This is a genomic window from Magnetospirillum aberrantis SpK (assembly GCF_011022235.1).
Classification (GTDB): Bacteria; Pseudomonadota; Alphaproteobacteria; order Rhodospirillales; family Magnetospirillaceae; genus Magnetospirillum; species Magnetospirillum aberrantis.
Map to the genome: position 1 here is coordinate 155,944 of NZ_JAAIYP010000039.1, position 26,076 is coordinate 182,019.

At 64.6% G+C, this 26,076-nt stretch carries 20 protein-coding genes; 5 read left to right on the plus strand and 15 right to left on the minus strand.

Annotated features, from left to right (window positions below; translation table 11 throughout):
* The first annotated feature begins 9 nt into the window (after nucleotides 1-9).
* The gene (locus G4223_RS13780; RefSeq protein WP_163680829.1) at nucleotides 10-1,674 is read left to right on the plus strand and encodes a glycosyltransferase family 4 protein; all 1,665 of its coding nucleotides are present in this window, start codon (nucleotides 10-12) and stop codon (nucleotides 1,672-1,674) included.
* Between the two features lie 18 nt (nucleotides 1,675-1,692).
* Here G4223_RS13780 and G4223_RS13785 read toward each other — a convergent pair whose 3' ends face one another.
* From G4223_RS13785 to G4223_RS13820, 8 genes are all read right to left on the minus strand, one after another.
* On the minus strand, nucleotides 1,693-2,517 hold the full coding sequence (locus tag G4223_RS13785) for a class I SAM-dependent methyltransferase (protein ID WP_163680833.1): 825 nt from the start codon (nucleotides 2,515-2,517) through the stop codon (nucleotides 1,693-1,695).
* Nucleotides 2,517-3,584 (minus strand): radical SAM protein, encoded by a 1,068-nt coding sequence (locus tag G4223_RS13790; protein ID WP_163680836.1) that lies wholly within the window; start codon nucleotides 3,582-3,584, stop codon nucleotides 2,517-2,519. Before G4223_RS13790 ends, G4223_RS13785 begins: the two co-directional genes overlap by 1 nt.
* Before the next feature lie 11 nt (nucleotides 3,585-3,595).
* A complete protein-coding gene (locus G4223_RS13795) occupies nucleotides 3,596-4,654 on the minus strand; it encodes a radical SAM/SPASM domain-containing protein (protein ID WP_163680839.1) in 1,059 nt (352 codons plus the stop codon).
* On the minus strand, nucleotides 4,651-5,646 hold the full coding sequence (locus G4223_RS13800; RefSeq protein ID WP_163680843.1) for a glycosyltransferase family 9 protein: 996 nt from the start codon (nucleotides 5,644-5,646) through the stop codon (nucleotides 4,651-4,653). Before G4223_RS13800 ends, G4223_RS13795 begins: the two co-directional genes overlap by 4 nt.
* A gap of 19 nt (nucleotides 5,647-5,665) precedes the next feature.
* Entirely contained in the window at nucleotides 5,666-6,808 is a 1,143-nt protein-coding gene (locus G4223_RS13805; protein WP_163680845.1) for a hypothetical protein, read from the minus strand.
* Nucleotides 6,809-7,027: 219 nt separating this feature from the next.
* The gene (locus tag G4223_RS13810) at nucleotides 7,028-8,230 is read right to left on the minus strand and encodes a class I SAM-dependent methyltransferase (protein WP_163680848.1); all 1,203 of its coding nucleotides are present in this window, start codon (nucleotides 8,228-8,230) and stop codon (nucleotides 7,028-7,030) included.
* Nucleotides 8,227-10,182, minus strand: a complete 1,956-nt coding sequence (locus G4223_RS13815; RefSeq protein WP_163680851.1) for a 6-hydroxymethylpterin diphosphokinase MptE-like protein — start codon at nucleotides 10,180-10,182, stop codon at nucleotides 8,227-8,229. Before G4223_RS13815 ends, G4223_RS13810 begins: the two co-directional genes overlap by 4 nt.
* A 13-nt stretch (nucleotides 10,183-10,195) precedes the next feature.
* A complete protein-coding gene (locus G4223_RS13820) occupies nucleotides 10,196-12,139 on the minus strand; it encodes an O-linked N-acetylglucosamine transferase family protein (protein WP_163680855.1) in 1,944 nt (647 codons plus the stop codon).
* 283 nt (nucleotides 12,140-12,422) lie between these two features.
* Between G4223_RS13820 and G4223_RS13825 the strand changes: the two genes are divergently transcribed.
* Nucleotides 12,423-14,288 (plus strand): glycoside hydrolase family 57, encoded by a 1,866-nt coding sequence (locus G4223_RS13825; protein WP_163680858.1) that lies wholly within the window; start codon nucleotides 12,423-12,425, stop codon nucleotides 14,286-14,288.
* Nucleotides 14,289-14,345: 57 nt separating this feature from the next.
* Here the strand turns inward: G4223_RS13825 and G4223_RS13830 are convergent, their stop codons facing one another.
* From G4223_RS13830 to G4223_RS13855, 6 genes are all read right to left on the minus strand, one after another.
* Nucleotides 14,346-15,182 carry a hypothetical protein gene (locus tag G4223_RS13830; protein ID WP_163680861.1) on the minus strand — a complete coding sequence of 279 codons (837 nt, stop codon included), beginning with the start codon at nucleotides 15,180-15,182 and terminating at the stop codon, nucleotides 14,346-14,348.
* A gap of 82 nt (nucleotides 15,183-15,264) precedes the next feature.
* Nucleotides 15,265-15,699 carry a flagellar biosynthesis regulator FlaF gene (gene flaF / locus G4223_RS13835; RefSeq protein WP_163680864.1) on the minus strand — a complete coding sequence of 145 codons (435 nt, stop codon included), beginning with the start codon at nucleotides 15,697-15,699 and terminating at the stop codon, nucleotides 15,265-15,267.
* Between the two features lie 2 nt (nucleotides 15,700-15,701).
* The gene (gene pseC, locus G4223_RS13840; RefSeq protein WP_163680867.1) at nucleotides 15,702-16,952 is read right to left on the minus strand and encodes a UDP-4-amino-4,6-dideoxy-N-acetyl-beta-L-altrosamine transaminase; all 1,251 of its coding nucleotides are present in this window, start codon (nucleotides 16,950-16,952) and stop codon (nucleotides 15,702-15,704) included.
* A gap of 10 nt (nucleotides 16,953-16,962) precedes the next feature.
* Nucleotides 16,963-17,970 carry a UDP-N-acetylglucosamine 4,6-dehydratase (inverting) gene (gene pseB, locus G4223_RS13845; RefSeq protein WP_163680870.1) on the minus strand — a complete coding sequence of 336 codons (1,008 nt, stop codon included), beginning with the start codon at nucleotides 17,968-17,970 and terminating at the stop codon, nucleotides 16,963-16,965.
* A gap of 57 nt (nucleotides 17,971-18,027) precedes the next feature.
* The gene (locus tag G4223_RS13850; RefSeq protein ID WP_163680872.1) at nucleotides 18,028-18,846 is read right to left on the minus strand and encodes a division plane positioning ATPase MipZ; all 819 of its coding nucleotides are present in this window, start codon (nucleotides 18,844-18,846) and stop codon (nucleotides 18,028-18,030) included.
* Nucleotides 18,843-20,876, minus strand: a complete 2,034-nt coding sequence (locus tag G4223_RS13855; RefSeq protein WP_163680875.1) for a molybdopterin oxidoreductase family protein — start codon at nucleotides 20,874-20,876, stop codon at nucleotides 18,843-18,845. The genes G4223_RS13850 and G4223_RS13855 overlap by 4 nt, the downstream gene beginning before the upstream one ends.
* A 62-nt stretch (nucleotides 20,877-20,938) precedes the next feature.
* Here G4223_RS13855 and G4223_RS13860 point away from each other — a divergent pair, with 62 nt between their 5' ends.
* Genes G4223_RS13860 through G4223_RS13870 form a run of 3 tightly spaced genes read left to right on the plus strand, consistent with a single transcriptional unit; the run spans nucleotide 20,939 to nucleotide 24,955 of the window.
* Nucleotides 20,939-22,093, plus strand: coding sequence for an NAD(P)/FAD-dependent oxidoreductase (locus G4223_RS13860; protein ID WP_163680877.1), 1,155 nt, complete (start codon nucleotides 20,939-20,941; stop codon nucleotides 22,091-22,093).
* Nucleotides 22,090-23,307: a hypothetical protein gene (locus G4223_RS13865; protein WP_163680880.1), complete on the plus strand. Its 1,218-nt coding sequence runs from the start codon at nucleotides 22,090-22,092 to the stop codon at nucleotides 23,305-23,307. Before G4223_RS13860 ends, G4223_RS13865 begins: the two co-directional genes overlap by 4 nt.
* Before the next feature lie 4 nt (nucleotides 23,308-23,311).
* Nucleotides 23,312-24,955, plus strand: coding sequence for an acetate--CoA ligase (locus tag G4223_RS13870; RefSeq protein WP_163680884.1), 1,644 nt, complete (start codon nucleotides 23,312-23,314; stop codon nucleotides 24,953-24,955).
* A 3-nt stretch (nucleotides 24,956-24,958) separates the two neighbouring features.
* Here the strand turns inward: G4223_RS13870 and G4223_RS20265 are convergent, their stop codons facing one another.
* Complete coding sequence (locus tag G4223_RS20265; RefSeq protein WP_163680887.1) at nucleotides 24,959-25,990, minus strand: cache domain-containing protein; 1,032 nt, start codon at nucleotides 25,988-25,990, stop codon at nucleotides 24,959-24,961.
* Nucleotides 25,991-26,076: the final 86 nt, after the last annotated feature.

Sequence of the window (26,076 nt, forward strand, 5' to 3'; positions counted from 1 at the left end):
ACCGTCATCATGACCGACCCGTGCCTGACCGGCGACGATCTGGCCCTTTATCAGGCCATGGCCGCGCAGATGGCGGCGGAAACCGCCGACCGGCCGGCCGCCCACGCCCCCGTGCTCGAATACTTCCACACCGAGATGGCGGCGCCGCGCGACCAGGATCTGGCGCTCGCCCACCTTGCCCGACTGCCGTTGCAAGGCCGGGTATGGATCTATGGCGGCGGCAGCTTCACCCGTGCCATCCTTCCGCACTTGCGCGCCCGCACGGACATCCAGCTCGAAGGCATCGTCGACCGCAACAGCCAGTGGGTGGTGACCGACAGCGGTCTGCCGGTGATCGCCCCGACGCAATTGGCCACGCGCGAGTTCGACCACGTCCTGGTCGCCCATGTCAGCCGGGAACCGGACATGGTCGAAGCGCTGACGAAAAATGGCATCCCCGCGACCAAGATCGTCCGCCTGTTCGGCAATCCCGATTTTGCCGCCGCCGCGCTGGCCACCCGAAGCGCCGAAACATGTTCCCAGGCGGCGGCGCTGGCCCCCGACTACCTGATTCTCGACACCACCGGCATGTCCTGGCAATTGATCCCGGATGCCGATCTGGCGCGGCTGTTGCCGCCCGAACGCACGCTCAAGCTGTTCCTCGGACGCCAGGAACATTACGCCGACCACGGAATCTATCCGACGCTGGACCTCAAGCAATCGGCCAGTCTGGCGGCCGAAGTGATGCGTACGTTGCGGCCCAAGGCGGTTTACCTGCGCACCACCTGCCAGCTCAACGGCGACGGTTATCCCGTACTCATCCGCGAGGCGGCGCCAAACGCGGCGCTGATCCACGAAATCTACGACGTCGCCATGACCTTTCCCGGCCCCTATCTGGCCGAAGGCTGGGGATATTCCGACCTGACCGAGCGGCTGGCACGGGCGGGTACCGCCTGTTCCTTCCGCGAGGCGAGCTACGTCCTCTACAAGAGCGGCGGTAGCCCGTGGGAGCCGTTCCGCCGGCTGATCGAGGTCCCCAACGGCCTTTATTACCCCTTGCGAGAGGACATCCGCAGCGGCAACCCGGCGCCGGCGCCTGAAGGGAACGAGCCGTTCAGCATCCTTTACGCCGGGTCGATCCACACCCGCAGCAAGTTCACGGCCGACAGCGCCTTCAAATGGGCCGACGTGGTGCCGTTCTTCCGCCGGTTGGCGGCCGAGGACCACGCGCGGGTGGAGATGTTCAACGGCCTGCATCGCGGCACCGGCGGCGACGCCGACTACGCCGAATATCTGGAGGAGTTCGCAAACGGGCCGATCCGCTATCATCGGGCGATCCCGCTGGCCGAATTGGTGGGACGCATGTCGGCCCACCATTACGGCTGGGTGGCGTTCCACCGCCCGGACCCCACCGCCATCCCGCTGATCGACAAGATCACCACCCACAACAAGCTGACCAGCTATCTTCTGGGCGGCCTGCCGGTGATCGTCACCGACTACTTCACCCATGTCGCCGAACTGGTCCGCGACTTCGACGCGGGGTTGGTGGTGACCAGCGACGAGATCGCGAGCATCGGCCCCCGCCTGAACGCCGCCGACTATCGCCGCCATGTGGCCGGCGCGGAACGCCTGCGCGAGCACATGATCACCGCGAACCGGAATCTGTTCGCGGACTTGGCCAAGGCTTTGCCGTGACCGTCGCCAAACGAGGGATCAGACCCGGCGGGCCACCATCATCAGGCGGTTGCCCTGGCGGAAACGCCGGGCCGCCCACCACATGGCCCGCTGTGCGAGCGTCGGGCCACCGTGTTCGTGCACCCCGACGACGCCCAGAACCCCGGTATACCAGGCTTCCACGCGAAAGCCGCCCTGTTCCAGCAGGCGGGCAAGGCATGGCGGGGAAAACTGCCAGATATGATGCGGCAATCCCCAACCATGGCCGGGCGGCAGGCGGAACCCCACCAGATTGGGCACCTGGACAAAAAACAAACCGTCCGCCGCCAGCATGTCACGACACCGGCGCACCACGTCGAGCGGCTGTTCCAGGTGTTCGAGCACGTCGCACATCACCAGACAATCGTAAGGCGCGTCGGGCGTGAATTCCTCGATGGGGGCCTCGGACACGTCGAGACCGAACACCTCGCGGGCATAGCGGGCCGGTTCGGGGGAAATCTCGATCCCATGGCGGGTTTCCACCCACCCTTGCAGGGACTTCAGAAAGAACCCATAGCCGCAGCCCACATCCAGCACCCGCCGCATGTCGGGCCGGAAAGCCGACAGACGTTGCCAGCGTTCCAGGAAGAAGCCGTCGAAGATCGACTGGTGCTTGGCGTAAAGATCAGGAAAGGACCAATACTGGATGGCGTCGCGGTTGACCTTGGTTCCGGCGGCGTCCTGATAGAATGCCTCGGCCTCGGCCGCCGATCCTTTCAGGTAGACCAGACCACAGGAACCGCATCGCATCAGGGGAAAGCCCGAACGCTGGCCATAGGATCGGGCCGGCGCCTGGGGGCCGCAGATTGGACAGGTCCGTTCCATCAGATGAAATTCACATGGTCCGGGGGGTTCTTCAACGACCAGCACATGCGGTTGACCTGATGGTGCCGGCAATAGGGCATGCAGGTGGACACGTCCTGTTCGGTCTCGACCCACTTGCGCACCCGCGCTGCCTTTTCCGAAGACCAGATGTCGGCATAACTGTCCTGATTGAGGTCACCCAGCTCGTAACGGTCGTCCCCGAAGAACGGACAGCAGGTGTAGACCTTGCCGTTGCCGGCGATCTGGGAAATGAACGGCAGCCCCAGGCAATGCTTGTAATGGCGTTCACCATTTTCGGCGAAGGTATGCCAGCGGATGATCGAGGTGAAGGTGTCGGTGGACAGCGTCGCCGCCTCCTCCATCTCGGCGCGATAGCGGTTCATCAGATTGACGGCGGTGTCACCCGCGTAACCGGAATTCTTTTCGTCGTGATGGAACTGCTTCAAGACGTAGTAGTCGCAGCCGATGTCGCGGGCCAGACGGGCCAGGGACGGCACACCGTGGCCGTTTCCCGGCAGCAACACCTGTTGGATGCCGATGGTGACCTTGAGCCCCTGTTCCCGCTTGATGCGGGCCGCCGTGGCGATGTTGTCGATGGCGCGCTGGAAGTCCTCGGGCTTGGTCCGGTGAATGTCCGCGTACAGGCCGGGTTCGTGCGCCATCACCGAGAACCGCGCCCAGGTCAGGTGGGGCAACGCCTCACGCGCTTTTTCCTCGGTCAGCAACACGGCGTTGGAATTCAGCGCCATGTCCACGCCCGATTCGGCGCCGACACGAATCGCCTCGGTACAATGCTTGTGCACCAGCGGTTCGCCGTCCCCGGCGAACAGACAGCTCTTGACCCCCATGCGCCCCATGTCGCGCATGAGCTGAAGCAGGACATCGCGTTTGATTGTCCCCAGCTTGTGGTCGTTGTGGTCGGCATAACAGAAGGTGCAGCGGTGGTTGCAGGCACCGGTCGGCGACACCTCCACATGAAGCGGAGCGATCAATTCGCCTTTCAGCCAGCGCTGGACGCTCTCCAGGTGGTGGTGCAACTTGGTACCGTCGAGATAAAGATTGCTCATCGCTGGCACCTTCAGATGAAGTTCACGTGGTCGGGCGGGTTCTTCAGCGACCACAAGAAGCGGTTGACCTGATCCAGCCGGCAATGGGGCATGCACACGTCGTCAAGGTTTTCGATGCCTTGAACGTGGCATTCGACCTTGGCCCGCCCTTCCTTGGACCACATCGTCTTGAAGTCGCCGTCATGGATGTTGCCGTAACAGAACGGCTTCTCGTTCAGGTGCGGCCCACAGGCGTAGACCTCGCCATCCGGCATCAGCTCGGCGAAGAACGGCAGCGCCAGACAGCTTTTGTAGGGCCGCACCCAATCTTGTTCACGCAGGCCGACACGCACCGTCACGTGAAAGCGTTCCGTCGCCAGGGCCCGCACCTGCTCGAACGCCTCGGGCGGCGGCAACGGCTTGCCGACCCGGTAATCGTTGAACGGATGCTCGTTGTATTGCTTCACCGACAGGTAGTCGACCCCCAGGTCGCGCAAGCGCGCGGCCATGGCGATCACGTCCTCCACCGGCTGGCCAAGATAGACGAACTGGACACCCAAGGTCGTCTCCAGACCCGGATTGGCACGCTTGAAGGCGACGACCGCTTCCAGGTTGGACAGCACCGAACGGTAATGTTCCGGGGGAACGCGGTGGACCCGCGCATAATCCTGGGCGTCGGTCCCGTTCACCGAACAGCGGATGAACGACATGTGGGGAACCACCCGTTCGATCACCTTGGCGGTCAGCGGCGAACCGTTGGTGTTGAGCGCCTGGTCGTAGCCCAGGGCAGCGGCGGCCTCGATCAGGTCGGGCAACCCCTTGTGCAGCAACGGCTCGCCCTCGCCGGAATAAAAGAGCGCCTTGGTCCCCAGCCCCTTCATCTCTTCCAACAGCGCCTTGGTCCGCGCCACGTCCAGGAACACCGCCTGACGCTCGATGTAGTCGTAGGCGCAAAACAGGCAGGCGTGGTTGCACGCCTTGGTCGGATTGATCTCCAGCAAGATGGGATAGACGGTCTCGCCCCGCATCCAGGCGGCCACCGCCTCCATGTGGTGATGCAGCTTGGTTCCATCCAGTTGCAGCGTCGTCATCGCACGGCTCCCACCTCAAGCGGACGCCCCGCCGCGACCGGCAACGACGCCAACACGTCCAACACCGCCTGTTGCACCCGCCGAGGCGAAACATAGGCCATGCAGGTGTGTTCATGCGTGCATGTGTCGGACAGGCAGGGAACGCAATCCCAGTCTACTTCGGGCAACAACTTCACCATGTGAGGCATCTGATCCACTTCCGTCGCGACGGTCGGACCGAACATGGCGACCACGCCACGTCCCAACGCCATCGCCAAATGAAGACCCAGGGAATCGTTGGTGACGATAACCCTGCACGACGAAATCCAGTCGATGTATCCGTTCAGGTCGTTGGCCGATTGCTGCCAACAGACCGAGGCATGTTCGGACAGCCCTTCCGCCAATTGCTCCCAATGCCCCTTGGGCCACGCTTTCAGCGGAAACTTGCTGCCGACCAGATGGTTCAGCCCGACATCCCACCGCGGCGTCCGCGGCGGCGCCTGGACCACATAAGGAGCGCCGTCATAGTCGCGCCCAAGGATGCGATACAGCAATTCCGACCACGACCGCCCCTGGTGCCTTTTGAAGCTGGGGTCGTGGATCATGGCCTGGACCTCGGGGGCGTCGCTGGACATGACCACCGAACCGCCGCCGGACAGGCCATAGCCATAACGGATTTCCGCCGGCACGGCGTCGAGTGCCCGGCACATGCGCGGGTCCTTCTCCAGGTTGACGACGACCTCGTACTCGCGATAGGGCAGCCGCAGCTCGGTCAGGTTCAGGGAATTCACCACCACCAGATGGCTGATGAATGGATTGTTGGCCAACAACGGCGCGCCCGCGCCGGAAACCACCCAGGTGGTGGCGTATTCGGCGGCGGGAAACAGGTTGAGCAGCACCGTGCTGCGCAGGATGTCCCCCAGGCTGATGACCTCGCCGTTTTCCGGGTCCAAGGTCTCGCCGTGGCCGGTCTTGACGATCAGAACGCGCTTGCGGGGCCATGGGCTGGTCATAACGTTTCTCCCGACCACGTCACGACGCCTGTCGCTGGTCGAAATACCACCGGTTCCGCTCGGCGGCCGGCAACAGGTTCCGCACTTCGCCGGGCATGCGCAGGTTGCGGATCTCGACCGAAGTGTGCGGCGTCTGTTCGTCGTCCAGGCTTTGGAAGCGGTTGTTCTTCACCTTGGTGTCGCAGCCGATGCAACGGCCATAATGCGTGCAGGCGCGGAACTTGCGGATCTCGTCCAAGGTGAAGTCGGGATCCAGCATGTGTCCCACCGGACGGAACGGAACCCCGGCCAGCACCTCGTCGGCATGCCGCGTCAGTTCGAACCCGCATTCGCCAAGACGGGCGAGCGCGTCCTGCAAGCCACCGTCGATCATGCTCTGATACAAAAAGGCGTGGCATTGCCACACGAATCCCTGGGGGTCGATCAAAAGCTCGCTGGTCCGGCACTCGCATTCCAGCGTGCGGTCGTGATACCCCCCCGCCAACAGGTTGGTGGAGAAGGGATAGAGGTAGGTCCCGTACAGGCGCCCCTCGTGCATCCCCAGGAATTCCTTGGTCTCGACCGGAACCTTGCCGGCGGCCAGGGCCAGCATCTCGTCGTGCAGGTGGTTTCCCGGCACGTCGACCATGTAGATTCCGACATCGCTCAATCGCTTGTCGGGATGGACCCTGAACCCGTATTCCCCCAGGCCGACACAACGCTCCACCAATTCCGCGAAAGCCCGCGTGCCCCACACGCGATGCATTTCGGCGGGGTGCCAACTGACCCGGATGGACGGATAGGGGGCGTCACGACGCAACTTGTCCTGACAACCGGCCACAGCGGCGGCGAACGCCGCCGGCTTGAGCGCCATGTTGGTCAGCAGATCGAAACGGTTCGGCACCCCGCCCAACAGAATGCCCAGGCCTTTGCCCTTGCCGAACAGAGTCGGCTCTCCCCCTTGCAGGGTGATCGGCAGGTCGTCGCGGGCGGGAATACGGCCGAGCGCCAGGACCCATTGTTCGGGCGACAGCGTGGCCCCTTGTCCGGCGAAGGAACTGCGCCGCTTACCCGCCTGGTCGGGATCGTTGATGCAATAGGAGCAGTCCAGATTGCATTCGAGCGTCAGGAACGCCCCGACGTAATTAAGGTGCTGGGGGATGTCCAGCATCGGCAAAGCCATGTCTTGCGCCTTTCTGCTCAAAGCGGCTTATGTCGCCACGGCGTCGGCCGTCCCTTCTTCAGACGGCCCCCGGCTACCCAAAGGCGGCACGGGAAGACACTGTGGCGCGAACTTCCGTTCGCCAATATCCCCAACTTTCGTCCTTAACCCGTAAAATCATTCTTAAACCGTGGTGGTTGGCGTTTTCGAGCATTTTCGACACGCCATGCCCATGGCCCTTCAATCGTAACAGCGTTCGACCTCGACGGGGCGGCTGGAATGCCTGTGAACAGTGGCGGCGATCTCGTCGGTGAAACGCTGCGACGAAATCAACACCGCGTCGATCCCAAGACGGTCGATGTCCTGGGGACCATGAACCGGCAAGCCCAGGAAAGTGGTGCCTTGTTTTGCCGGATCGCCGTCAAGGACCAGGGTGGCGTTGGCGCGAATATCGTACAAGGCGTCAAGGTGCACCGTATGCAGGCCCGCGCCATAGATCGCCACCTTGCGACCTTCGGCCCGCCACCGCGCGAAAGCGGCGCCGACCCGGCGCTCCAACCCCTCCAGCAGCCGGGCCTCGTCCTCGGCATAGCGCGCGACGGCCCCCCGCAAGGCGTCCCGGTCGTCGGCCGGCGGCATGATCTCGGCCCCCTCAAAGGACGCAGGGTCGCGTCCCGCCACGCAGCGCAGATAAATGCCCCGCGTCGGCGCCGGGTCGAACACCACATGGGCGAAGCCCAGTCGGGTCAGGAACCGCCACAGGCTGTGCGGCGTGAAATGCGACACATGCTCGAACGAGAAGAAACCGGTCAGCGACAACTCCGGGAACAAGGTGTTGGGTACTTCGATGAACAGCAAGCCATCGGGCCGCAACAAGGACACCATGGCCGCCAGTTCGTCGGCCGGAGCCCACAGATGTTCGACCACGCTGATCAGCGACAGGACGTCCACGCTTCCGGCCTCGGCCGGCAACAAATCCTCGGCAAACCCCTGAACCACGTCCAGGCCGTTTTCCCGAGCCGAGGCGGAGGCCTTGGCCGACGGTTCGATGCCCCGCTTGCGCCAACCGGACGGCAGATCCAGCGCCGAAAGAAAACCGCCGCCGCCACATCCAACGTCCAGCACCAGGCCAGAGGATCGACGGGCCAGGAATGGAACCAGGAACGCCGCGCGCTCGGCGAACAGGCGGCTGTAATACGATCCCGGCCGATTGTCGCGGAACACCTGACCCGACGCCAGGTTGGTATCCGAGTAATAGCGCCGGTATTCCTCGATCCCCAGGCGCGGCGAGTTGAAGGCGAAGCCGCAATCGGCGCATTGCACCACCACCACATCGACATCGCCGACCGCCGTCCCGGTCCGCCGCCGCGTCCGATACAAGGGTTCGTTGCGCGTACCGCCGCACACCGCGCAAGGAACCGCCTGTGCCGCGGCGGGAATCATGCGTCCTCCGCCGCCCGGCGCGACAGCGTCACCCGTTCCTCGATCATCGCCCGAAGGTCGTCACAGGCCTGGGCGCCCATTTCCTCGAAGCTGCGGATGAATTCTTCTCCCATAATGCGGGCCAGTTCCTCGCGGCGCCCGATCTGTTCCAGGCGGGACAGGAAATATTCGCCGCACATCAGGATCATCAGAACCGTGCCGCGCAGCACCAGCTTCTCCACCGGCAATTGGCGCGTGACCACACTGTAATCGGCCATCAACTCGACCAGATAGGACAGGTCCAGAAGGTGGTCGCGATGGCGTTCGATAACATCGATCAGTTCCACCGCCGCCTCTTCCAGGTCGCGATACAAGGCGCCGTCGCGCCAGCGTTCCTGGAACACATCCGCGGCGTAAAGCGGGAACGACGTCATCAACTGCTCGACCAGTTGCTTCTTCGGACGGCCGGGTTCCGGCAGTTGGACGCTCTTGGGCAGTTTCGGAAGCGCCCCGGCGATGCGGGCGCCGTCGCTGCAATTGAAGTATTTGCGACCGCCGGGCACGGCCCGGATGGCCATTTCCAGTTCGTCGTGCGCCCACAGCAACACGTCGTTGGTCAGCACCGTGCCACCGAAATTCCCCGGCAGTTCCAGGTCCCACCCCCCGCGATAGACGTATTCGTGGGCTTGGGTGTACTGCCAGGAATTCCGCGAATGGTGGCGGTTGGGATCGCGCGTCGACATGTCCACGCCGAAGAAATAGATCTGGCGGGCGCCGATGGCCTGGGCGAAGCACAAGGCCGCGTTGGTGACCGTCGGCGAGGCTTGGTGCAACCCGCTGTCGGGACCAAGGCCGAACAACGGGAAAGCCGACAGCGCCGGCCGGAAATAATACAGGCGTTTGGGGAACATCCGCCGGAACTCGGGCCACACGGTCGATGACCCCACCAGCCAGATGTCGCGGACATCGAAGCCTTGGATCAATTCGCTCAGGATGTCGTAGCGGACGTCGTCGCGTTCCAGCTCGATGTGAACGTCCGGCTTTATTCCGGCCATGAGCATCGGCCGCAGGGCGGTTCCGCACGACACCACCAGGGCACGGTCGGACAACCGACGAATGTCCTCGACGCTTTCGTCGAACGACCCGCCCGAACCGACCACCAGGACCGGCAGCGGATAGGCCTCGTCGCGACGCCACTTGAGCACCCGCGCCGTGCCGTCCTCGAGGTTGGCGTAGGTGTTCGAGATCATGTGGAACTCGTCTTCCATGAAGCCGAATCCCGACAGCATCAGGCCGATCTGCTTGTCGAGCTCCGGCCCCGTCGCCAACAAGGTGGGGGACGGGTAGTGCACCTGCACGACCGTCCCGTCCACCGACGCCGCGTTGGCGTTCTTGATCATGGTGCGCACGATCAGCGAGATTTCGTCGGGCGAATCGGAAACCACGATGTTGAACGCACGTCCCTCGGCGGCACAGCGTTCGGCCAGCGCCGTCCAGTCGAAAACGAACAGCGACTGGTACAGAAACTCCACATTGGGTTCCACCAGAGCCACGTGACGCGACTGGTGCAGGTCGATCAGACCGTTGATGTGCGCCCCCAGGCCGATGCCCAGAACAACCAGATGATAGGCGGTCTGAGTGGTCTGCAAGGTCTTGAAAGTCATGCCGGCGTCGACCGCGCGACGCAGGTAGCGCTTCATGAAGTCGCCGGTCTGCGGATCAAGCCTTTCAACCTGGGGCGGCCCCAGGGTGAAGCGATGGGGGTACTGCCAGGGCTCGGTCTTGGGGCGGCGGACGTATTTCTCCGCCCCCATGCCGTAAAGCCGCATGCCCCGGAATTCCACGTCCGGTTCGCCGTCCTCGTCATAGACCAGCTGCGATTGCGGGACGTACCCGCTCAACAGGCGACCCACATTGGGCTGGGTCGACTGCAAGAGAGCGAGGTTGCGCTCGAACAACGACATGTCCGCCATGATCACCCTCTCCTCAACCCACCGCACCGGCACGACGCCGGGACACCCATGACCGCAACTTGACGCGCAATTCGTCGGCAACCCGGTCGGGATTGAACAAAGACGATTGCGCGACCTGGTCACGCAGGCCCGCGCGCAAGGCCGGAAGGCCCGAGGGATTGGCGCACAGCATGGCCGCCTTGACCGACAGGCTGTCGAGGTCGGGGCATATCCAGTTCCGGCAACCGGCGGCATTGAGCACGCTGGCCCCCAGCCGCGACGTCCGCCGGCCAGCCATCACCGCCAGGGCCGGCACCCCCATCCACAGGGCCTGGGCGACCGCGAAGGGCTGCGAACAGGGATAGGGGTCAAGAAAGACGTCGATCTTGGCGAAGAAATCCTCGTCCACGTTCGCGTCTTCGTCGGCCACCTGAAGCAGCAGACGCTCGCTGACGCCGTAATCGGCGAACAGACCGTAAGCGCGGATCAACAATTCCTCGGACGCCTGTCCCACCTTGCCCAACATCAGACGGGAGCCGGGAACCGCATTCAACACATCCGCCCATAGGGCGGCGATCTCCGGCCGAATGACCGAAAGATCCAGTACCGTACCGAACGTGACCGCCCCGTTGGCCAGGAACGGACTGGGGCCGACCTCGGGCATCTCGGTCAGGGGATCGAGGGCGATCACACCGTTTTCCAACAGCAGCGACGGACAGCCGGCCACGTCCTCGTCGGCCTCGGCCAGGACGGAATCGCTCAGGACACCGTCCACCCCCTCGCTTCCCGCCGCGCAGGGCCAGCCCAGCCACGCCAGTTGCGCCGCCGCCGGACGACGGGCCAGAAAGGACAGGCGGCCATGTTCGGAATAGCCGCACAGGTCCAACAGAACGTCCACTTCGTCACCGGCGACGATGGCGGCCAGGGTATCGTCGTCGATGTCGTAGCTTTCCGTCCAGTTAGCGGATATCCCCTTGAGACGGACGGTCACCACGTCATGCGCCGGCGTCTGCTGGTAGCCCGCCAACCGGGTGTTGCCATTGGGCAGACGCGCCAGCACCGGTTCGACCAGACGCATGAGGGTATTGTTGTAAAAACTGTCGGACAACACCCCCACCGTCAGGATGTCGCCACCGGCCGGGCTGAACGGCGTGGACGGCAAGGCCGATTGCCGTTGTTCCAACAAAGCCGCGTTGATGTCTTGTTGCAACGCCTGACGATGGGCGGCCCATTCCGCGTCGTCACGCACGCTGAGACCGGCCATGGTGGCGACACGGACGGCGTTGGCGTGCGGCGCGAGCCGCGCCGCCTGACGACGGCAGCCCGCGGCCTGTTCGAACTGCCCGCACTTCTCGTGCACCTTGGCCAGATGCAGGTAGGTGGCCGGTTCACCGGGCACCAGCGCGACCGCCTGTTGCAAAGCGGAACGCGCCCCGCCGAAATCCCCCATCTCCAGCATGCAAAGACCTAGAACCGTGTGGCACGGGGCGTTGTCGGGATTGAACGACAATTCACGGTCGCAATGGGTCAGAACCGCCGGAAAATCCCGCGCCAGGAAAGCCACCAATGCATCCCGGTAATAGGTCGGGGGCGAAACGTTCTTCAGCGCCTCGAAATAGTTGGACAGCCCGAAGACGTCGAAATCCACCCCTAGCGCATTCTCTTCCCCGGCAACGGACATCTTGGAGAAAAACAACCCCTCCTCCAACCGCCCCGCCCGTGTCAGGATGCCGGCCAACAGGTCCATGTAATCGCGGCAGAACGGCTCGATCCCATGCGCCTTGCGCAACAGGGCCGCGCAACGGCCGACGTCGGACAGGGCATAGGCCGCCAAGGCCAGGACACAGCACGACGGCGCGCATGTCTCGACGTCACCATGTGCCGATACCGTGTTGATCGCCAACAGCGGATTACCCGTGCGCAGATAGGCGAGCGCTTGTTCGATGGTCTGCTTGAGCGAATCGGGAGAGGATGTCATGCGCGGATTCCTTGGAGAGCGACCGCGGCACCAGGACGCCGCCATCGTGGCGGGCATGATGGACACGCCCCCTGATCGTGGATAGACCTCACTGTTTAACAAACAGTAAAACTTTTCCCGCCAATATACCCTTGCGCCACCACCGGCAGAAGCAATACGGAAAACAATGGAGAACCAAGCCCTTCCCACGACCGGTCAACAACAAGGAAACCAGCTTTTCCTATATTCGTTATTCCATCTTAATTTGTCGTTTTCATCTATCGAAGAAGACCGCAGGAAAGATGTGGTCCGCCGTTGCTATTGGCCGCTTTTGCGTCTCGCCGAATTGCCCGGTGTCCGTATCGCCATCGAAGCCAGCGGATACACCCTTGAAACCATTGCCGCCATCGACCCTTCCTGGTGCGGGGCCTTGCGTCGGCTGATCGACGATGGTCGGGTGGAATTCGTGGGTTCGGGCTACGTCCAGATGATCGGCCCCCTTGTCCCTCCCGAGATGACCCTTGCCAACCTGTCCTTCGGAGCCGAGGTCTACCGGACCCTGCTTGGACGACAGCCGGATGTGGCCTTGGTCAACGAACAGGCCTATGCCCCCGGACTGGTGCCGCTTTACCGTCAGGCCGGCTATGGCGCCTTGGTGGTCGACTGGGCCAACCCGTTCAGCCACCACCCCGACTGGCCCGGCACGTTGTTGTACCTTCCGCGACAGGCGATGGGCGAGGATGGCGCGACCATCGACATCCTGTGGTCCGACACCGTCGGCTTTCAGAAGTTCCAACGCTATGCCCATGACCAGATGGACATGGACGAGTTGTTGCACTTCCTGGAAACCCACCGCCGCCACGGCGCCCATAGTTTCCCGCTTTACGCCAACGACGCCGAAATCTTCGATTTCCGTCCCGGCCGTTTTTCCACCGAGCCACCGCCGGACGACAGCGAATGGCACCGGATCACCCAGCTTTATCAAACGCTGGCAGCCGACCCCCGTTTTCATCTGGCGCTGCCGCGCGACGTGCTGGCCCTGCGCGATCAGTCCGGCGGCGCCACCCCATTGCAACTGGAAACCGCCGACGGTCCGGTTCCAGTCAAGAAACAACCGAAATACAACCTGATGCGGTGGGCGGTCACCGGCCGGGACGACCTTGAGGTCAACACCTTGTGCTGGCGTGCGTTCGAAGCCTTGCGACGACGCCCCGACGCTCCCGACGAATGGTGGCGGGAATTGTGCTTCCTCTGGAGCAGCGATTTTCGCACCCACATCACCGAACGGCGATGGCAGGCGTTCCGCGACCAATTGGAGCGGTTCGTCCTGAAGCTGGGGGCCGCCGCCCCAGCCCCGCTTTGTCCGTCCACCGTCCCGAACGCCCCCACCCCAAGCGTCCAGCAGCACAAACGCCACCTGGACATCGAGACCGCCAGCCTCAAGGTGCGTCTCAACCCACGGCGTGGCCTTGCCATCGAGAGCTGCGGAAAACCGGGAGAGGCCTGGCTGTTCGGCACCTTGAGCCACGGATTTTACGAGCACATCGCCTTCGGCGCCGATTTCTATTCCGGCCACACCGTGATGGAATGTGCCGGCGGGCGCAAACTGACCGACCTGGATCCCGTCACCCCCGAGATAGAGATCAGGGGCGGTTCGGTTATCGTGCGCAGTGTGGTCGACAGCGACGACCACAGCATCGCCAAGACACTGACCGTTCACGGCGACCGCGCCTGCCTGGACCTGGAGATCGAGATCACCTGCGACCTCCCCAGTCCATCACAGGTCCGCATGGCAAGCGTGACGCTGAACCCCGACGCTTTCGACCGCACGACCCTGACCTATGCGGCCCACAACGGCGGTCGCAAGGCCGAACGGCATTCCCTGGCCGGACAGGTCGACCTGAGCCGGCCGCCCACATTCAACGTCTCGGCCTCCACATGCCTGGGGCTGACCGGCGGCACACTGGAGATCGCAGACCGGAACCACCGCATCGTCGTCACCGCGCCACGAGCCGTCGCCGCCGTCGCCGGCTTGGTCACCTGCGTCGATGTCCGTCCCAGCTATTTCTGTCGCGCCGTCTTCACCGGACACGAACACGACGACACCAGCCAGCGGGGAACCACCCGCTGGACCGCGCGCCGTTTTGCCTTTCGCATCGAGATCCAATAAAAAATCCCGGCGAGGAAACTCGCCGGGATCATGTCTCGCCAATCAAAGCCGGAAACGTCACGTCATCACGTCAAGGAACGTCCCCGTCGGCGATTTGACGCCATTCATGCTATTGATCATCTGCTCGGTCGAAGACTGCTGCAACTCGTAGCCCAGGGAAATGGATTGCAGGAAGAGCGCCGTCTCTTCCTTCATCTTCTCGATTTCCGCCTGTGGCTTGGTATAGGCTTCGTACTTGACGGTTTCGGCCTCGGCCTGAGCCTCCGATATCTTCCCCATGATCTGGGTACTCAACCGGTTGGCCCGTGTGCTTTGGTCGTCGGACACCGTCTGGCCGACCAGAGCATCGTTGTAGACCTTGACCAGATACTTGAGCACGGCCTTGTTGTCGCCGTCCACCGCGCCCGCGGTCACGGTCATGCCGTCAAGCGTGTCGGCCATGCCGCGCACGCGCTTGTTGATGCCGGGGTCCACCATGTCGGGATGGCTGACCTCGCGCACCCGGCGCAGTTCTTCCGACAATTGCCGCATCTGGGCGTTGATGGCGTCGGCGGTTTCCTGACTCAGGTTTCCATCGGCGTCGACATTGCCGAACATGTCCTGGACTTGCTGGGTGGCGTCCTGGATGGTGCCGTAGCGGATTTCGTTGGCGTCGTTGAGGAACGCATAATTGGACAGCGGTTCAAGCTGGTCGTTCAGCTTGGTGATCTGCTTGCCCAGTTCGCTAATCTTGCGATCGGCGATGGGGTTGTCGTTCAACGACGCGATTTTGTCGTTGATCTTTTGGATGTTCGCTTTTTGCAGTTGCTGGAACTGTATTTCGAACGCTTGGCGAGACAGCGCAGAATTCAGCTGCGACATGCTCTGGCCGAAATTGAACGTGGAGCTGGGCATTCTGCCGACCCCTTCCGAGAAAAGTCCAAGTTCATCTTACACCCAATGACGGGCAAAATGCAAAGCCTGGACGGTTTTGCGGCTAGACCTGCTCGCCGACGAATTGCGCGGCCGCCTCGCCCTCTTCCGCCGGCGCCTCGACCGGAGTCATCAGTCCGGCGGCGATGTTGCGGTTGATGTCGATCAGCACCTTCAGACGTTCCTCGACCGGGTCCGACAGCAATTCCACCGTGTGCTTGTCGATGAACTGGCACAGCGTCAGGATGTTCTCGCGCACCTCGGGCGGGGCCGGGCAATCCTCGGCGCTCATCTCCACCTGGAAGATGGTCCACAGACGCCAGTTGAGCCGCAGGGCGTCACGCATGGCGGTGCGGGGGTTTTCCGCCGACGACGCCTCGGCCAGACGGCGGGCGGCCTGGATCAGCGCCCATCCCTCGGTGTTGCGCGGGTTGCCGGGCTGCGGAAGGTTGTTGTAGGGCTGCTGTGCGCCGCGGGCATAGGGATTGGGATAGGCCATGCTCATCTCCTGGCATTGACGGCGGGGGGCGAAGGCGTATCCGCCACCGCCGCAAGCGTGGTGTCGGTCATCACCGTGCGCAAGGCGTCAACCACGCGTTCCACGTCTGACACGGTCATCCCCACATGCAACGGCAGGGTCAACACCCGCCGATAATAGCAATCGGCGCCGGGTAACGACAATCGCCCCTGATGCGCCACGTAATAAGGCTGGCGATGCACCGGCAGGTAATGCACCTGGGTTCCGATGCCGCGCGCGGCCAAGGCCCGCATGACCTGGGCCCGCGTGCGACCCGCCGCCTCGAAATCCACCAGCACCGCATAAAGGTGCCATCCCGGCCGTGCCCCGGCCACCTTGACCACCGGCCGCACCATGGGCAACCCCGCCAACAGGCGGTCGTAAACCGCCACCAATTCACGGCGCCGGTCCAGGAAATGGTCCAACTTGCCCAACTGGCTGAACCCCAGGGCGCAATGGATGTCGCTGGCCCGATAGTTGAACCCCAGGCATTGCATCTCGTAATACCAGGGGTTGGCCAAACCGTCGGCGTCGAACCCCTGGTCCGGGTCGAGGAAGCCATCGGCGTCGCGCACCATGCCGTGCCCGCGCAGCAAACGCAGTTTGCGATCCAGGTCGGGAATGCGGCACGTCACCACGCCGCCTTCGCCCATGGCAACGGCCTTGACCGGGTGCAGGGAAAACACCGTCATGTCGGCATGACGGCAATCGCCGGCCTGCGACCCGTCCGGGGCCACGGTGCCCAAGGCGTGGCAGGCATCCTCGACCACCGCCAGGCCATGGGCGCGCGCCAATTTGCCAATGGCGTCCATGTCTGCCGGCTGGCCGTTCAGGTGCACCGGAAACACCGCCTTGGCCCGGCCGCCGGCACGGTCCAGGGCCTCTTGCAAATGGGCGGCGGTCATCAGACCGCTGTCGGAATCCACATCGGCGAACACCACCTCGGCCCCGACGAAACGCACCGCGTTGGCGGTCGCCAGGAAGGTCAGGGTGGGAACCACCACCGCATCGCCCGGCCCCAGCCCCAAAGCCAGTGCCGCCATGTGCAAACCGGCGGTGCCGTTGGCGCAAGCCACTGCGTGCGGTGCCCCAACGCGCCGGGCGAAAGCCTGTTCAAAACGATCGACCATGGGGCCGCAGGTCAGCGCTCCCCCGCGCAGCACCCGCGTCACCACCTCGACGTCGTCGTCGTCGACGCAATGCCGTCCATAGGGTAGGAAAGGCATTCCGGCCATCCGCCCCTCCTCAGGCCAGCGCGCCGGGCCGTTGCAGAAGGTCCCTGAGCTGGTCGATGGACATCCACATGGTGTTGGTGTTCGAGGTGTAGGCGAAGCCGTCGGACACACGGTTGGCGCCACGGTCAGCATAGGGCTTGCTGCGCCAAAAGCTGAACGCCGGCTCGATGATGAAACGATCGTCGAGTTCCAGCGCCAGACGTGCCTCGTCCTCGCACATCAAAACTTCATGCAACTTCTCGCCAGGGCGGATGCCAATCACCTTGACCGGCAATTCGGGCGCCACCGCCTTGGCCATGTCGACCACGGTCATGCTGGGAATACGCGGCACGAAAATCTCGCCGCCGCGCATCATGGACATCGAACTGAGGACGAAATCCACCCCCTGTTGCAGGGTGATCCAAAAACGGGTCATCCGTTCGTCGGTGACCGGCAGTTCCTTGGCGCCTTCGGCGATCAGACGTTGGAACAGCGGCAGCACGCTGCCGCGCGACCCCAGGACGTTGCCGTAACGCACGACCGAAAACCGGGTGTCGGTTCCACCGGAAAGGTTGTTGGCCGCGACGAAAATCTTTTCCGCCGCCAGCTTGCTGGCGCCATAAAGGTTGATGGGATTGGCGGCCTTGTCGGTGGACAGCGCCAACACCCGCTTGACCCCGGTATCCAGCGCCGCCCGCACCACGTTCTCGGCGCCCCAGACATTGGTGCGCAAGCATTCGAACGGATTGTACTCGGCGGTCGGCACCTGCTTCATGGCGGCAGCGTGAACCACCGTGTCGATGCCGCGCATGGCCATGGACAGACGGTCCTTGTCCCGCACGTCGCCGATCAGGAAACGCAGTTCCTGGCGGTTGGCGAACCGGGGGTCCATCGCCATCTGCGACTGCTTCAACTCGTCGCGCGAGAAGATAGCCAGCCGCTTGGGCTTGCAACGCTCCAGCACGGTACGGACAAAGGCCTGTCCGAACGAGCCGGTGCCACCGGTAACGAGGATGGATTTGCCGTCGAGTGTACTCATGACGCCAAATGTGCGACCCCACCCCTTAACAAAGGGTTTAGTCCGCCCCGTCACCCGTTACGGCGAAGCGTGTCCTTCCGGGCGCACGTTGTTCAAGCCGATGGCCTCGACCACGGCGCGCAGTTCCTGACGGGCGGCGACATGGCTCATGTTCATCTCGAAGCCCAGAATCTTGTGGCGCAGGTCCAGAAGCGTCAGCCCCTCGAGGAACAAAGAGCGGTAGATGACACGCTCGCCCAGGCCCGGCACCACACGGAAACCGACCCGCTTCGCCAATTCGGCCAACAGTTTTTCCATGGTCTGCTTGTTGCGGGCGTCAAGATGGGCCAAACGGTTCCTGAGCACGATCCATTCCACCACCGCGCGTTCGCCGCGCATGGCCCGCGCCTTCTTGGTCTCCCACACCATCTCGGCATAATGGCTGGGACGGGCGACGCGCATGGTCTGGGGATCGACGCGCGCCAGCACGTCCAGATCCACCAGCGAATCGTTCAACGGCGTCACCAAGGTATCGGCGAAGGAATGGCCCAACCGCGACAGGTAATGATCGGAACCGGGAGTGTCGATCACCACCACGTCATGGCTGGCGGCCAGACGCTCGATGGTTTCCAGAAGCCGCGCCTCGTCCGCCGCCTGATCGCCGGTGGGCGGCACCGCCACGTGGTCGGGACAGGCCAGCGCCAATTGCGCGAAATCGGGGCGCCCCTTGCGGTTCTGGATATAGCGGGTCAACGTCGCCTGACGGGCGTCGATGTCGATCGACCCCACCGACAACCCTTGATGCAACAGGCTGACGATCAGGTGCATGGACAAGGTCGACTTGCCGGTGCCGCCCTTTTCATTGCCGACCACGATGATGCGCGCACGCCTGCTCATGCTTCCCCCCTGATCCATACCGCCACGTCGTGGAAGGCGGCGCCGCCCATCGGCAGCACGGGCGAACTGCCCACCAGCCGGTTGATGCCGATACCTTCGACGAAATCCTCGTTGGGCCAAATCCCCTCGACCGCCACCACGCCGCGCGCGATGCCGTCGGTGGGCCGGACATGCACCACCACCGAGCCGCGCCGGTTGCCCAACCGCACCTTGCTCCCCTCGACGATCCCCAGTTTGGCGGCGTCCTCGTCGTGCACCAGCACTGTGGGCCGTCCGGCCTGAGCGCGCGACGTCGGGGTGTCGCCAAAGGTGGAGTTGAGGAAATGCCGCGACGGCGGAGTGATCAGCCGGAACGGCGTTTCCTCGGTCGCCGCCTCGATCACTTCCCAGTAATCGGGCAGGGACGGCATGTCGTCACACCCCCAGACGGCGGCAAAACGGAACCGTCCGCCATGGCCGAAGCCGTCCAGGAAATGGCTTTGTTCGAACGAAAGCGCGCAATCCAGCCAACGCATGGCATGCAACTCGTCCGCCCCCGGCAGCCCCGAGGCGGTCAGGATGGAATCCACCATCTGCCATTCGTCCAGGCCGAAGCTGGCATGCTCCGCCCCCAGCCGACGCGCCAGCTCAGCCACCACCCAATGGTTCGAGCGGGCCTCGCCCACCGGCGCGATCACCGGTTTGGCCGCCTGAAGGAGGGTGTGACCATAAGAGGTATAGAGGTCTGCATGTTCCAGGAACGTGGTCGCCGGCAACACGATGTCGGCGAAACGCGCGGTGGCGGTCATCGCCTGTTCGTGCACCGCCAGGAACATATCCTCACGCGACAGCCCCCGCCACACCAGTTCGGTCTCGGGCGCGACGCTGGCCGGGTTGGTGCTTTGCACCAGCATGGCGGTGACCGGCGGCCCACCTTTCAACGCCGCCGCGTCGCCGGTCAGGATCGGGCCGATCTGACACATGTCGAGCACACGGGCCGCGCTGGGCACGTCCAACGCCTCGGCCAGGTCCATGGACACCGCAAACGCCCCCGACACGCTGTAGGTGGCGCCGCCGCCGGGATGGGCCCAGGCGCCGGTGACGGCAGGCAGGCAACTGACCGCGTGCACGTTGACCGCGCCGTTGCGCGACCGGCTCATGCCATAGCCGATCCGCAGGAAGGAACGCTTGGTCCGGCCGTAAAGAGCGGCGAACTCCTCGATCTCGGCGACGCTCAGCCCGGTGACGGTCGCCGCCCATTCGGGACCGCGTGACACCACATGCGCCTCGATCCCCTCGGCATCCTGGGTATAGCGGGCCATGTAGTCGCGGTCGGCATGGCCGTCACGGAACAAGACATGCATCACCGCGCAAGCCAGGGCTGCGTCGGTGCCCGGCTTGAGCATCAGGTGCAAGTCGGCCTTTTCCGCCGTCGGCGTGCGGTAGGGATCGACCACCACGAACTTGGTGCCGCGCGCCTTGCGCGCCTTGGCCACCAGCCCCATCAACTGCACCTGGGTCGCGGCGGGATTGCCGCCCCACACCACCACCAGATCGGCGTCGGCGATCTCGCGCGGGTCAAGGCCACGCTTCTTGCCCACGCCGGCCATCCAGCCGGCACCGGCGATGGTGGCGCAAATGGTCTTGGCCTGTTCCGAATAGCCCAGGACCCGGCGCAAGCGGTTGGTGGCGCCACGCTGCACCAGCCCCATGGTGCCGGCATAGAAATAGGGCCACACCGTTTCCGCCCCCAGCCTGTCGGCGGCGGCACGGAAATTCTCGGCGATGGTATCCAGCGCCTCGTCCCAGCCGATCGGGGCGAAAACGCCGGCCCCCTTGGCGCCAGTCCGTTTAAGCGGCGTCAGGATGCGGTCTGGATGGTGCACCCGCTCGGCGTAACGCGCCACCTTGGCGCAGATGACGCCTTCGGTGTAAGGCATGGCTGCGCCACGCAAACGGCCGATGCCGCCGTCCGCGCGTCGTTCGACGTCGAGAGCGCAGGCCGAGGGACAATCGTGCGGGCACACGGAAGGGGCGACGGTGATGTTCATGGCCGGCACTGTACTTGGGTTGACCGCCATCGGGCAACTTTCGCAAGGTCTGGGCCGGTGCTATGCTGCCGCCACATCTTGAGGGGACAGGGTTTGCAAAGGACAAGCGCTTGACTTCGACCGCAAGCGAACGATTGGATTGCGTGGTCATCGGCGCCGGAATCGTCGGATTGGCCGCCGCCCGCGCCTTGGCGCTTTCCGGCCGCGAGGTGGTGGTGCTGGAAGCCGGCGACGCCATCGGCGGCGGGGTCTCGTCACGCAATTCCGAGGTCATCCATGCCGGCATGTATTACCCCGCCGACAGCCTCAAGGCCCGGCTATGCGTGGCCGGCAACCGCATGCTGCGCGATTTCGCCACCGTGCACGGCGTGCCGTTCCAGATGGTGGGAAAGCTGATCGTCGCCACCGACGCCGCCGAAGAGGCCCAGCTTGCCGCCATCCTGGAAAAGGGGCGCATCAACGGCGTCGAGGGATTGCGCGCCATCAGCGGCGCCGAAGCCCGTGACCTGGAGCCGGTTCTCAACTGCACCGCCGCGTTGTTGTCGCCGGCCACCGGCATCGTCGACACCCACGCCCTGATGCTGGCGCTGCAAGGCGAGGCCGAGGAACACGGCGCCGTCGTCGCCTTCCGTTCGCCGGTGACCGGCGGCCGCGCCACCGGGGACGGCGTCGAACTTGAAGTGGGCGGCGACGACCCCACCCGCCTTGTCGCCCGCACCGTCATCGTCGCCACCGGATTGTCGTGCTGTCCGGTGGCCCGCGCGCTGGGCCTGCCCAACGTGCCGCGGGAATACCTATGCAAGGGCAATTACTTCACCCTGGGCGGGCGCATGCCGTTCTCGCATCTGGTCTATCCGGTGCCGGTCGCGGCCGGGCTGGGAGTCCATTACACCTTGGATCTGGCCGGGCGCGGCCGCTTCGGCCCCGACGTAGAATGGGTCGAGACCGAGGATTACCGCGTCGATCCCGCCCGCGCCGATTGTTTCTATGGCGCCATCCGCCGCTATTGGCCCGGCTTGCCCGATGGCGCCCTGGAACCGGCCTATGCCGGCATCCGCCCCAAGATCCAGGGGCCGGACGATCCCGCCCGCGACTTCGTGGTGGCGGGTCCGCGCGACCATGGAGTTCCCGGCATCGTCGCCCTGTACGGCATCGAATCGCCGGGACTGACCGCGTCTTTGGCATTGGCCGATCTGATCCGGGAGATGGCCGCATGAAAGCACTCGCTCCGATCATGCTGGCGCTGGTGCTGGCGCTGCCGGCCCAGGCGCAGGAACGGCCCCGCGACTGGCAGCCGCCACCGCCGGAAACCGTGCCCAACCACCGTGAATTGTGGCGCAACGTGCTCATCGAACTGGCGACCTATGCCAAGACGCGCAAGCCGGGTTTCGTGGTGCTGGTGCGGGGCGGCACCGAACTGGTGGTCAAGGGCGAGCGCGAGGCGGCGTGGGAGGAAATCCAGGACCCCGAGGGCAAGACCTTTGAAAAGCGCCTGCCCTTGCGCAGCGTCTTCCGTCCCTATGTGCGGGTGGTGGACGGCATGGTTGTGGATGGCCTTTATTGCGGTCCCGACGCGCTGGGAACACCCCTGGACAAGGCCATCAAGGACCGCCAGGAGCTTGACGCCAAGCTGGCCGAGGAAAAGGCCCAGGGCATCCAGCGCCCGCCGGTGCCGCAGCAATTCGGCCCGTTCAGCATCGACCCCAAGGAAGAATTGCGCAAGGCGGCCGAGATCAAGCGGGCCGCCGAACGCCAAGAACGCCAGCGCCGGCTGATCTATGCGGTGGAGGCGCTTCGGCAACAGGGCCGCAGCATCCTGTCCATCGAACAGTGCAAGACGCAGAAAGAGGCCGACGCCGCCTACAAGGGGGCGGCCCGCGACCATGTCCTCAGCTATGCCGCCGTCGGCGACGAGGATCTGAGCAAACTGCAACGGGGCCATCCCCAGGGCGAAAACGCCATGCCGGTGACGGCCATCACCGCGGCACGCAACTGGATGCCATTGTTGCGGGCCGATCGTTTCGGCAACAAGGCGGCGTGGCTGATGGCCATGGAACGCACCAACCACGACGTCATGCTGATCGACGTCGCCCATCGCGGCTCGGACCCGCTGACCAAGGACGAGGTCAACCGGCTGCGCTTCAAGAAACTGGGGGCGCCGCGCCTGATGCTGGCGGTGTTGCCCGTCGGCAAGGCCTATGACTGGCGCTGGTACTGGAAGCGCGAATGGGTGGCCGGCAACCCGCCGTTTCTGTTCGCCCTCGACAATACCGACCCCGGCAGCTTCATCACCGAGGTCGACGACCCGCAATGGAAGGAATTGCTGGGCAAGTATCTGGCCGGGATCATGGACCTTGGCTTCGACGGCGTGGTCCTGGACGACCTCGACACCTATCTGTGGTTCGAGGAACTGATGCCGCTGGACAGATAAAGCCATGCTGAAACCGGCCAAGAGCTACGAGGAAGCCTGCCGCACCTTCCGCTGGCGCATCCCCGACCGCTACAACATCGCCTTCGACGTGTGCGACCGCCAGACCATGGCCGGCGCCGACGGCCACCGCACCGCGCTGATCGTCGAAACCGCCGACGGATCGGTCGAACGCCACACCTTCCACATGCTGCGCCTGTTGTCCAACCGGCTGGCCAACGTGCTGACGCGGGCCGGGGTGATGCCCGGCGACCGCGTGGTGGTGTCGTTCCCGCAATCGCTTGAAGCGGCGGTGGCGATTCTTGCGGTGCTGAAGCTGGGCGCGGTGGCGGTGCCGGTGCCGGTCACCCTGGGCGAGGTGCCGCTGGCGTGGCGGCTGGCCGATTCGGGTGCCTCGGCGGCGGTGGTGTCGGCCGAGGTGGGACCGCGCCTGGTGTCGGCACGCGAGGCGGCGCCGTCATTGTCGGTGATGGTGGTCGCCGACCGTGCCCCCCAGGGATGCACGGAATTGTGGACGGCGCTGGAAGGCGCCTCGGACATCTTCGCGCCGCTGGTGACCTCGGCCGAGGACGCGGCCTTGCTGTTCTATCCCGAACATGCCTGCGGCAAGCCGGCCGGCGTGCTGCACGCCCACCGGTCGCTGCCCGGCAACCTGCCCCCCGTGGAAATGGCTTTGGGCTTTTTTCCACAATCGGGCGACATCTTATGGAGCGCCGCCGACTGGATGGGCTTCCACGGCCTGATGTGGGCGCTGCTGCCGGCGTGGCATCATGGCGTTCCGGTGGTGGCCGGTCCGTTCGGACAAAGCGCCGAGGACCAGTTGGCCGTGATGGGCCGCCACGGCGTGCGCGCCATCTATGCCCCGCCGCTTCAGTTGTCGGCCCTGGCCCAGGCGGCGCTGGACGCGCCGCATCCCTTGCCACGCGCGCTGGCCACCGGCCCGGCGGCACTGACGGAACCGGAACAGGCTCTGGCCCTGCGCGCCTTCGGCGTCCCCGCCCACGAAATCTGGGGAAGTGTGGAAAGCGGTGCGGTGGCCGCCAACAATTCGTCGCTGATGGAACAGTTGGCCAATTCCCCCGGCCGCGCCGCCCCCGGCGTCACCGTGGACGCGGTGGACGGCAACGGCCGCCCCTTGCGGGCCGGTGAGCGCGGCATGCTGGCGGTGGCACCGGGGGCGCCCGGCACCTTCGTCGCCCATTGGAACGCCACCGACCCGTCGCGGACACGCCTGACCTCGGGCTGGCTGATGACCGGGTTGGTGGGAACGCGGGACCTTGACGGCTATCTGTGGCCCGATCCCCAAGCCTTGCCACAGGGCTGCGTGGTCATGGACGGCTTTACCGTGGCGCTGGACGAGGTGACCGCGGCGCTGTCGCGTCATCCCAAAGTGGCGGCGGCAGCGGTGCTCGAGATCAAGCCGGGCGAGATCAAGGCTTTCGTGGTGCCGGCGGCCGGCGTCGCCGGTGACGTCACCCTGGCCCGCGAACTTCAGGATTTCGTCACCACCCGCCGGGCCGCCCACGAAGTGCCGCGCCGGGTGGAATTCGTCGCCGACCTGCCCCACGCCGAGGACGGCTCGGTCGCCCACGACCAGTTGCTGTCCATGCCGGTACGGTTGGACGCGCCATCGCGCGACGAGCGCTGGTAAGGATCAGTCCTCGGCCGGCACCTGGACGATGACGCCTTTCCAGCCCATGCCGCGATAGGTTTCATACCCCGGCGTCTCGGCATAGCCGACCACCAGCCCGGACGGCGTCACATAGGCCCCCATGGGCTGTTTGGCCACCAGTTCCGCCACCTCGGTCAGCACGCCCTGACCATCGGACGACGCCAGCACACGGTGGTTGCGGTCCACCAGAAGACACCGCGTCCGCGTGCGTTCCTCGTCGGTCAGGCGGACCCCGGTGACCACGCATTCCGCCTGGGGCTGCCAGTCGAAGAAAATGCCAAGAACCCCCAGCACACGGCCGTTGACCTCGCCGCCTTCGCGAATGGCGGTGGCGTAGGTGGCGGTCAGGGCGTTGTCGAGCGCCGGCACGGCAGCGATGTCGGCCATGGCGAAGGCCGTGCCGTCCCCGGTGGCCATGGCGTCGCGGAACCAGTCCTGGCCCGACACGTCCTGGCCCAACGCGCGGGGATAACGGTCGGGACGGCCGCACGCCACCACCCGGCCCGAGGCATCGGCCACCCACAGATCAAGGTAGACCGTATAGGAATCCAAGATGACGCCCAGACGCTTGGCGGCATGGGCCGCCGCGGCCGGCGAGGGATCGGCCAGACAATCCACCACCGCCGAATCGGTGGCCCACCAACGCACGTCGCAAGAGCGTTCGTAGAGGTTGCGGTCGATGATGTCGATCATGTGCAGCGCCAGATCAGCCAACCGCGAACCACGCACCTGGGCAACCAGATTCTCTCCCAGAAGCATCAACTCCTGGATGGACATGGACAGGTCGCCTTCCAGCGACTGGGTAATGGCGTCAATGCTGTGCGAGACGTTCTTGACCTCGTTGGCCACCACGGCGAAGCCCCGTCCCGCCTCGCCCGCCCGCGTCGCCTCGATCAACGCATTGAGCGACAGGATGCGGGTGGTTCCGGTTACCTTCTTGATGGCCTGGATCTTGTCGTTGGCGACTTCGTGGACGGTCCGGGTCAAGGAAATGATGCGTTCCGGTGCAGACATATGCGCCCCCAATGTGCCCAAATTATTAGCATCCACACAGCATAGCGCCTACTGTATGGGCATAATTAAAGGGGCGCAATAAACGC

Excerpts from the sequence above, each read along its gene's own strand:
- G4223_RS13780 (WP_163680829.1), top strand. The coding sequence starts at position 10 with ATGACCGACCCGTGCCTGACCGGCGACGATCTGGCCCTTTATCAGGCC.
- G4223_RS13785 (WP_163680833.1), bottom strand. The coding sequence starts at position 2,517 with ATGGAACGGACCTGTCCAATCTGCGGCCCCCAGGCGCCGGCCCGATCC.
- G4223_RS13790 (WP_163680836.1), bottom strand. The coding sequence starts at position 3,584 with ATGAGCAATCTTTATCTCGACGGTACCAAGTTGCACCACCACCTGGAG.
- G4223_RS13795 (WP_163680839.1), bottom strand. The coding sequence starts at position 4,654 with ATGACGACGCTGCAACTGGATGGAACCAAGCTGCATCACCACATGGAG.
- G4223_RS13800 (WP_163680843.1), bottom strand. The coding sequence starts at position 5,646 with ATGACCAGCCCATGGCCCCGCAAGCGCGTTCTGATCGTCAAGACCGGC.
- G4223_RS13805 (WP_163680845.1), bottom strand. The coding sequence starts at position 6,808 with ATGGCTTTGCCGATGCTGGACATCCCCCAGCACCTTAATTACGTCGGG.
- G4223_RS13810 (WP_163680848.1), bottom strand. The coding sequence starts at position 8,230 with ATGATTCCCGCCGCGGCACAGGCGGTTCCTTGCGCGGTGTGCGGCGGT.
- G4223_RS13815 (WP_163680851.1), bottom strand. The coding sequence starts at position 10,182 with ATGGCGGACATGTCGTTGTTCGAGCGCAACCTCGCTCTCTTGCAGTCG.
- G4223_RS13820 (WP_163680855.1), bottom strand. The coding sequence starts at position 12,139 with ATGACATCCTCTCCCGATTCGCTCAAGCAGACCATCGAACAAGCGCTC.
- G4223_RS13830 (WP_163680861.1), bottom strand. The coding sequence starts at position 15,182 with ATGCCCAGCTCCACGTTCAATTTCGGCCAGAGCATGTCGCAGCTGAAT.
- flaF (WP_163680864.1), bottom strand. The coding sequence starts at position 15,699 with ATGGCCTATCCCAATCCCTATGCCCGCGGCGCACAGCAGCCCTACAAC.
- pseC (WP_163680867.1), bottom strand. The coding sequence starts at position 16,952 with ATGGCCGGAATGCCTTTCCTACCCTATGGACGGCATTGCGTCGACGAC.
- pseB (WP_163680870.1), bottom strand. The coding sequence starts at position 17,970 with ATGAGTACACTCGACGGCAAATCCATCCTCGTTACCGGTGGCACCGGC.
- G4223_RS13850 (WP_163680872.1), bottom strand. The coding sequence starts at position 18,846 with ATGAGCAGGCGTGCGCGCATCATCGTGGTCGGCAATGAAAAGGGCGGC.
- G4223_RS13855 (WP_163680875.1), bottom strand. The coding sequence starts at position 20,876 with ATGAACATCACCGTCGCCCCTTCCGTGTGCCCGCACGATTGTCCCTCG.
- G4223_RS13860 (WP_163680877.1), top strand. The coding sequence starts at position 20,939 with ATGCTGCCGCCACATCTTGAGGGGACAGGGTTTGCAAAGGACAAGCGC.
- G4223_RS13865 (WP_163680880.1), top strand. The coding sequence starts at position 22,090 with ATGAAAGCACTCGCTCCGATCATGCTGGCGCTGGTGCTGGCGCTGCCG.
- G4223_RS13870 (WP_163680884.1), top strand. The coding sequence starts at position 23,312 with ATGCTGAAACCGGCCAAGAGCTACGAGGAAGCCTGCCGCACCTTCCGC.
- G4223_RS20265 (WP_163680887.1), bottom strand. The coding sequence starts at position 25,990 with ATGTCTGCACCGGAACGCATCATTTCCTTGACCCGGACCGTCCACGAA.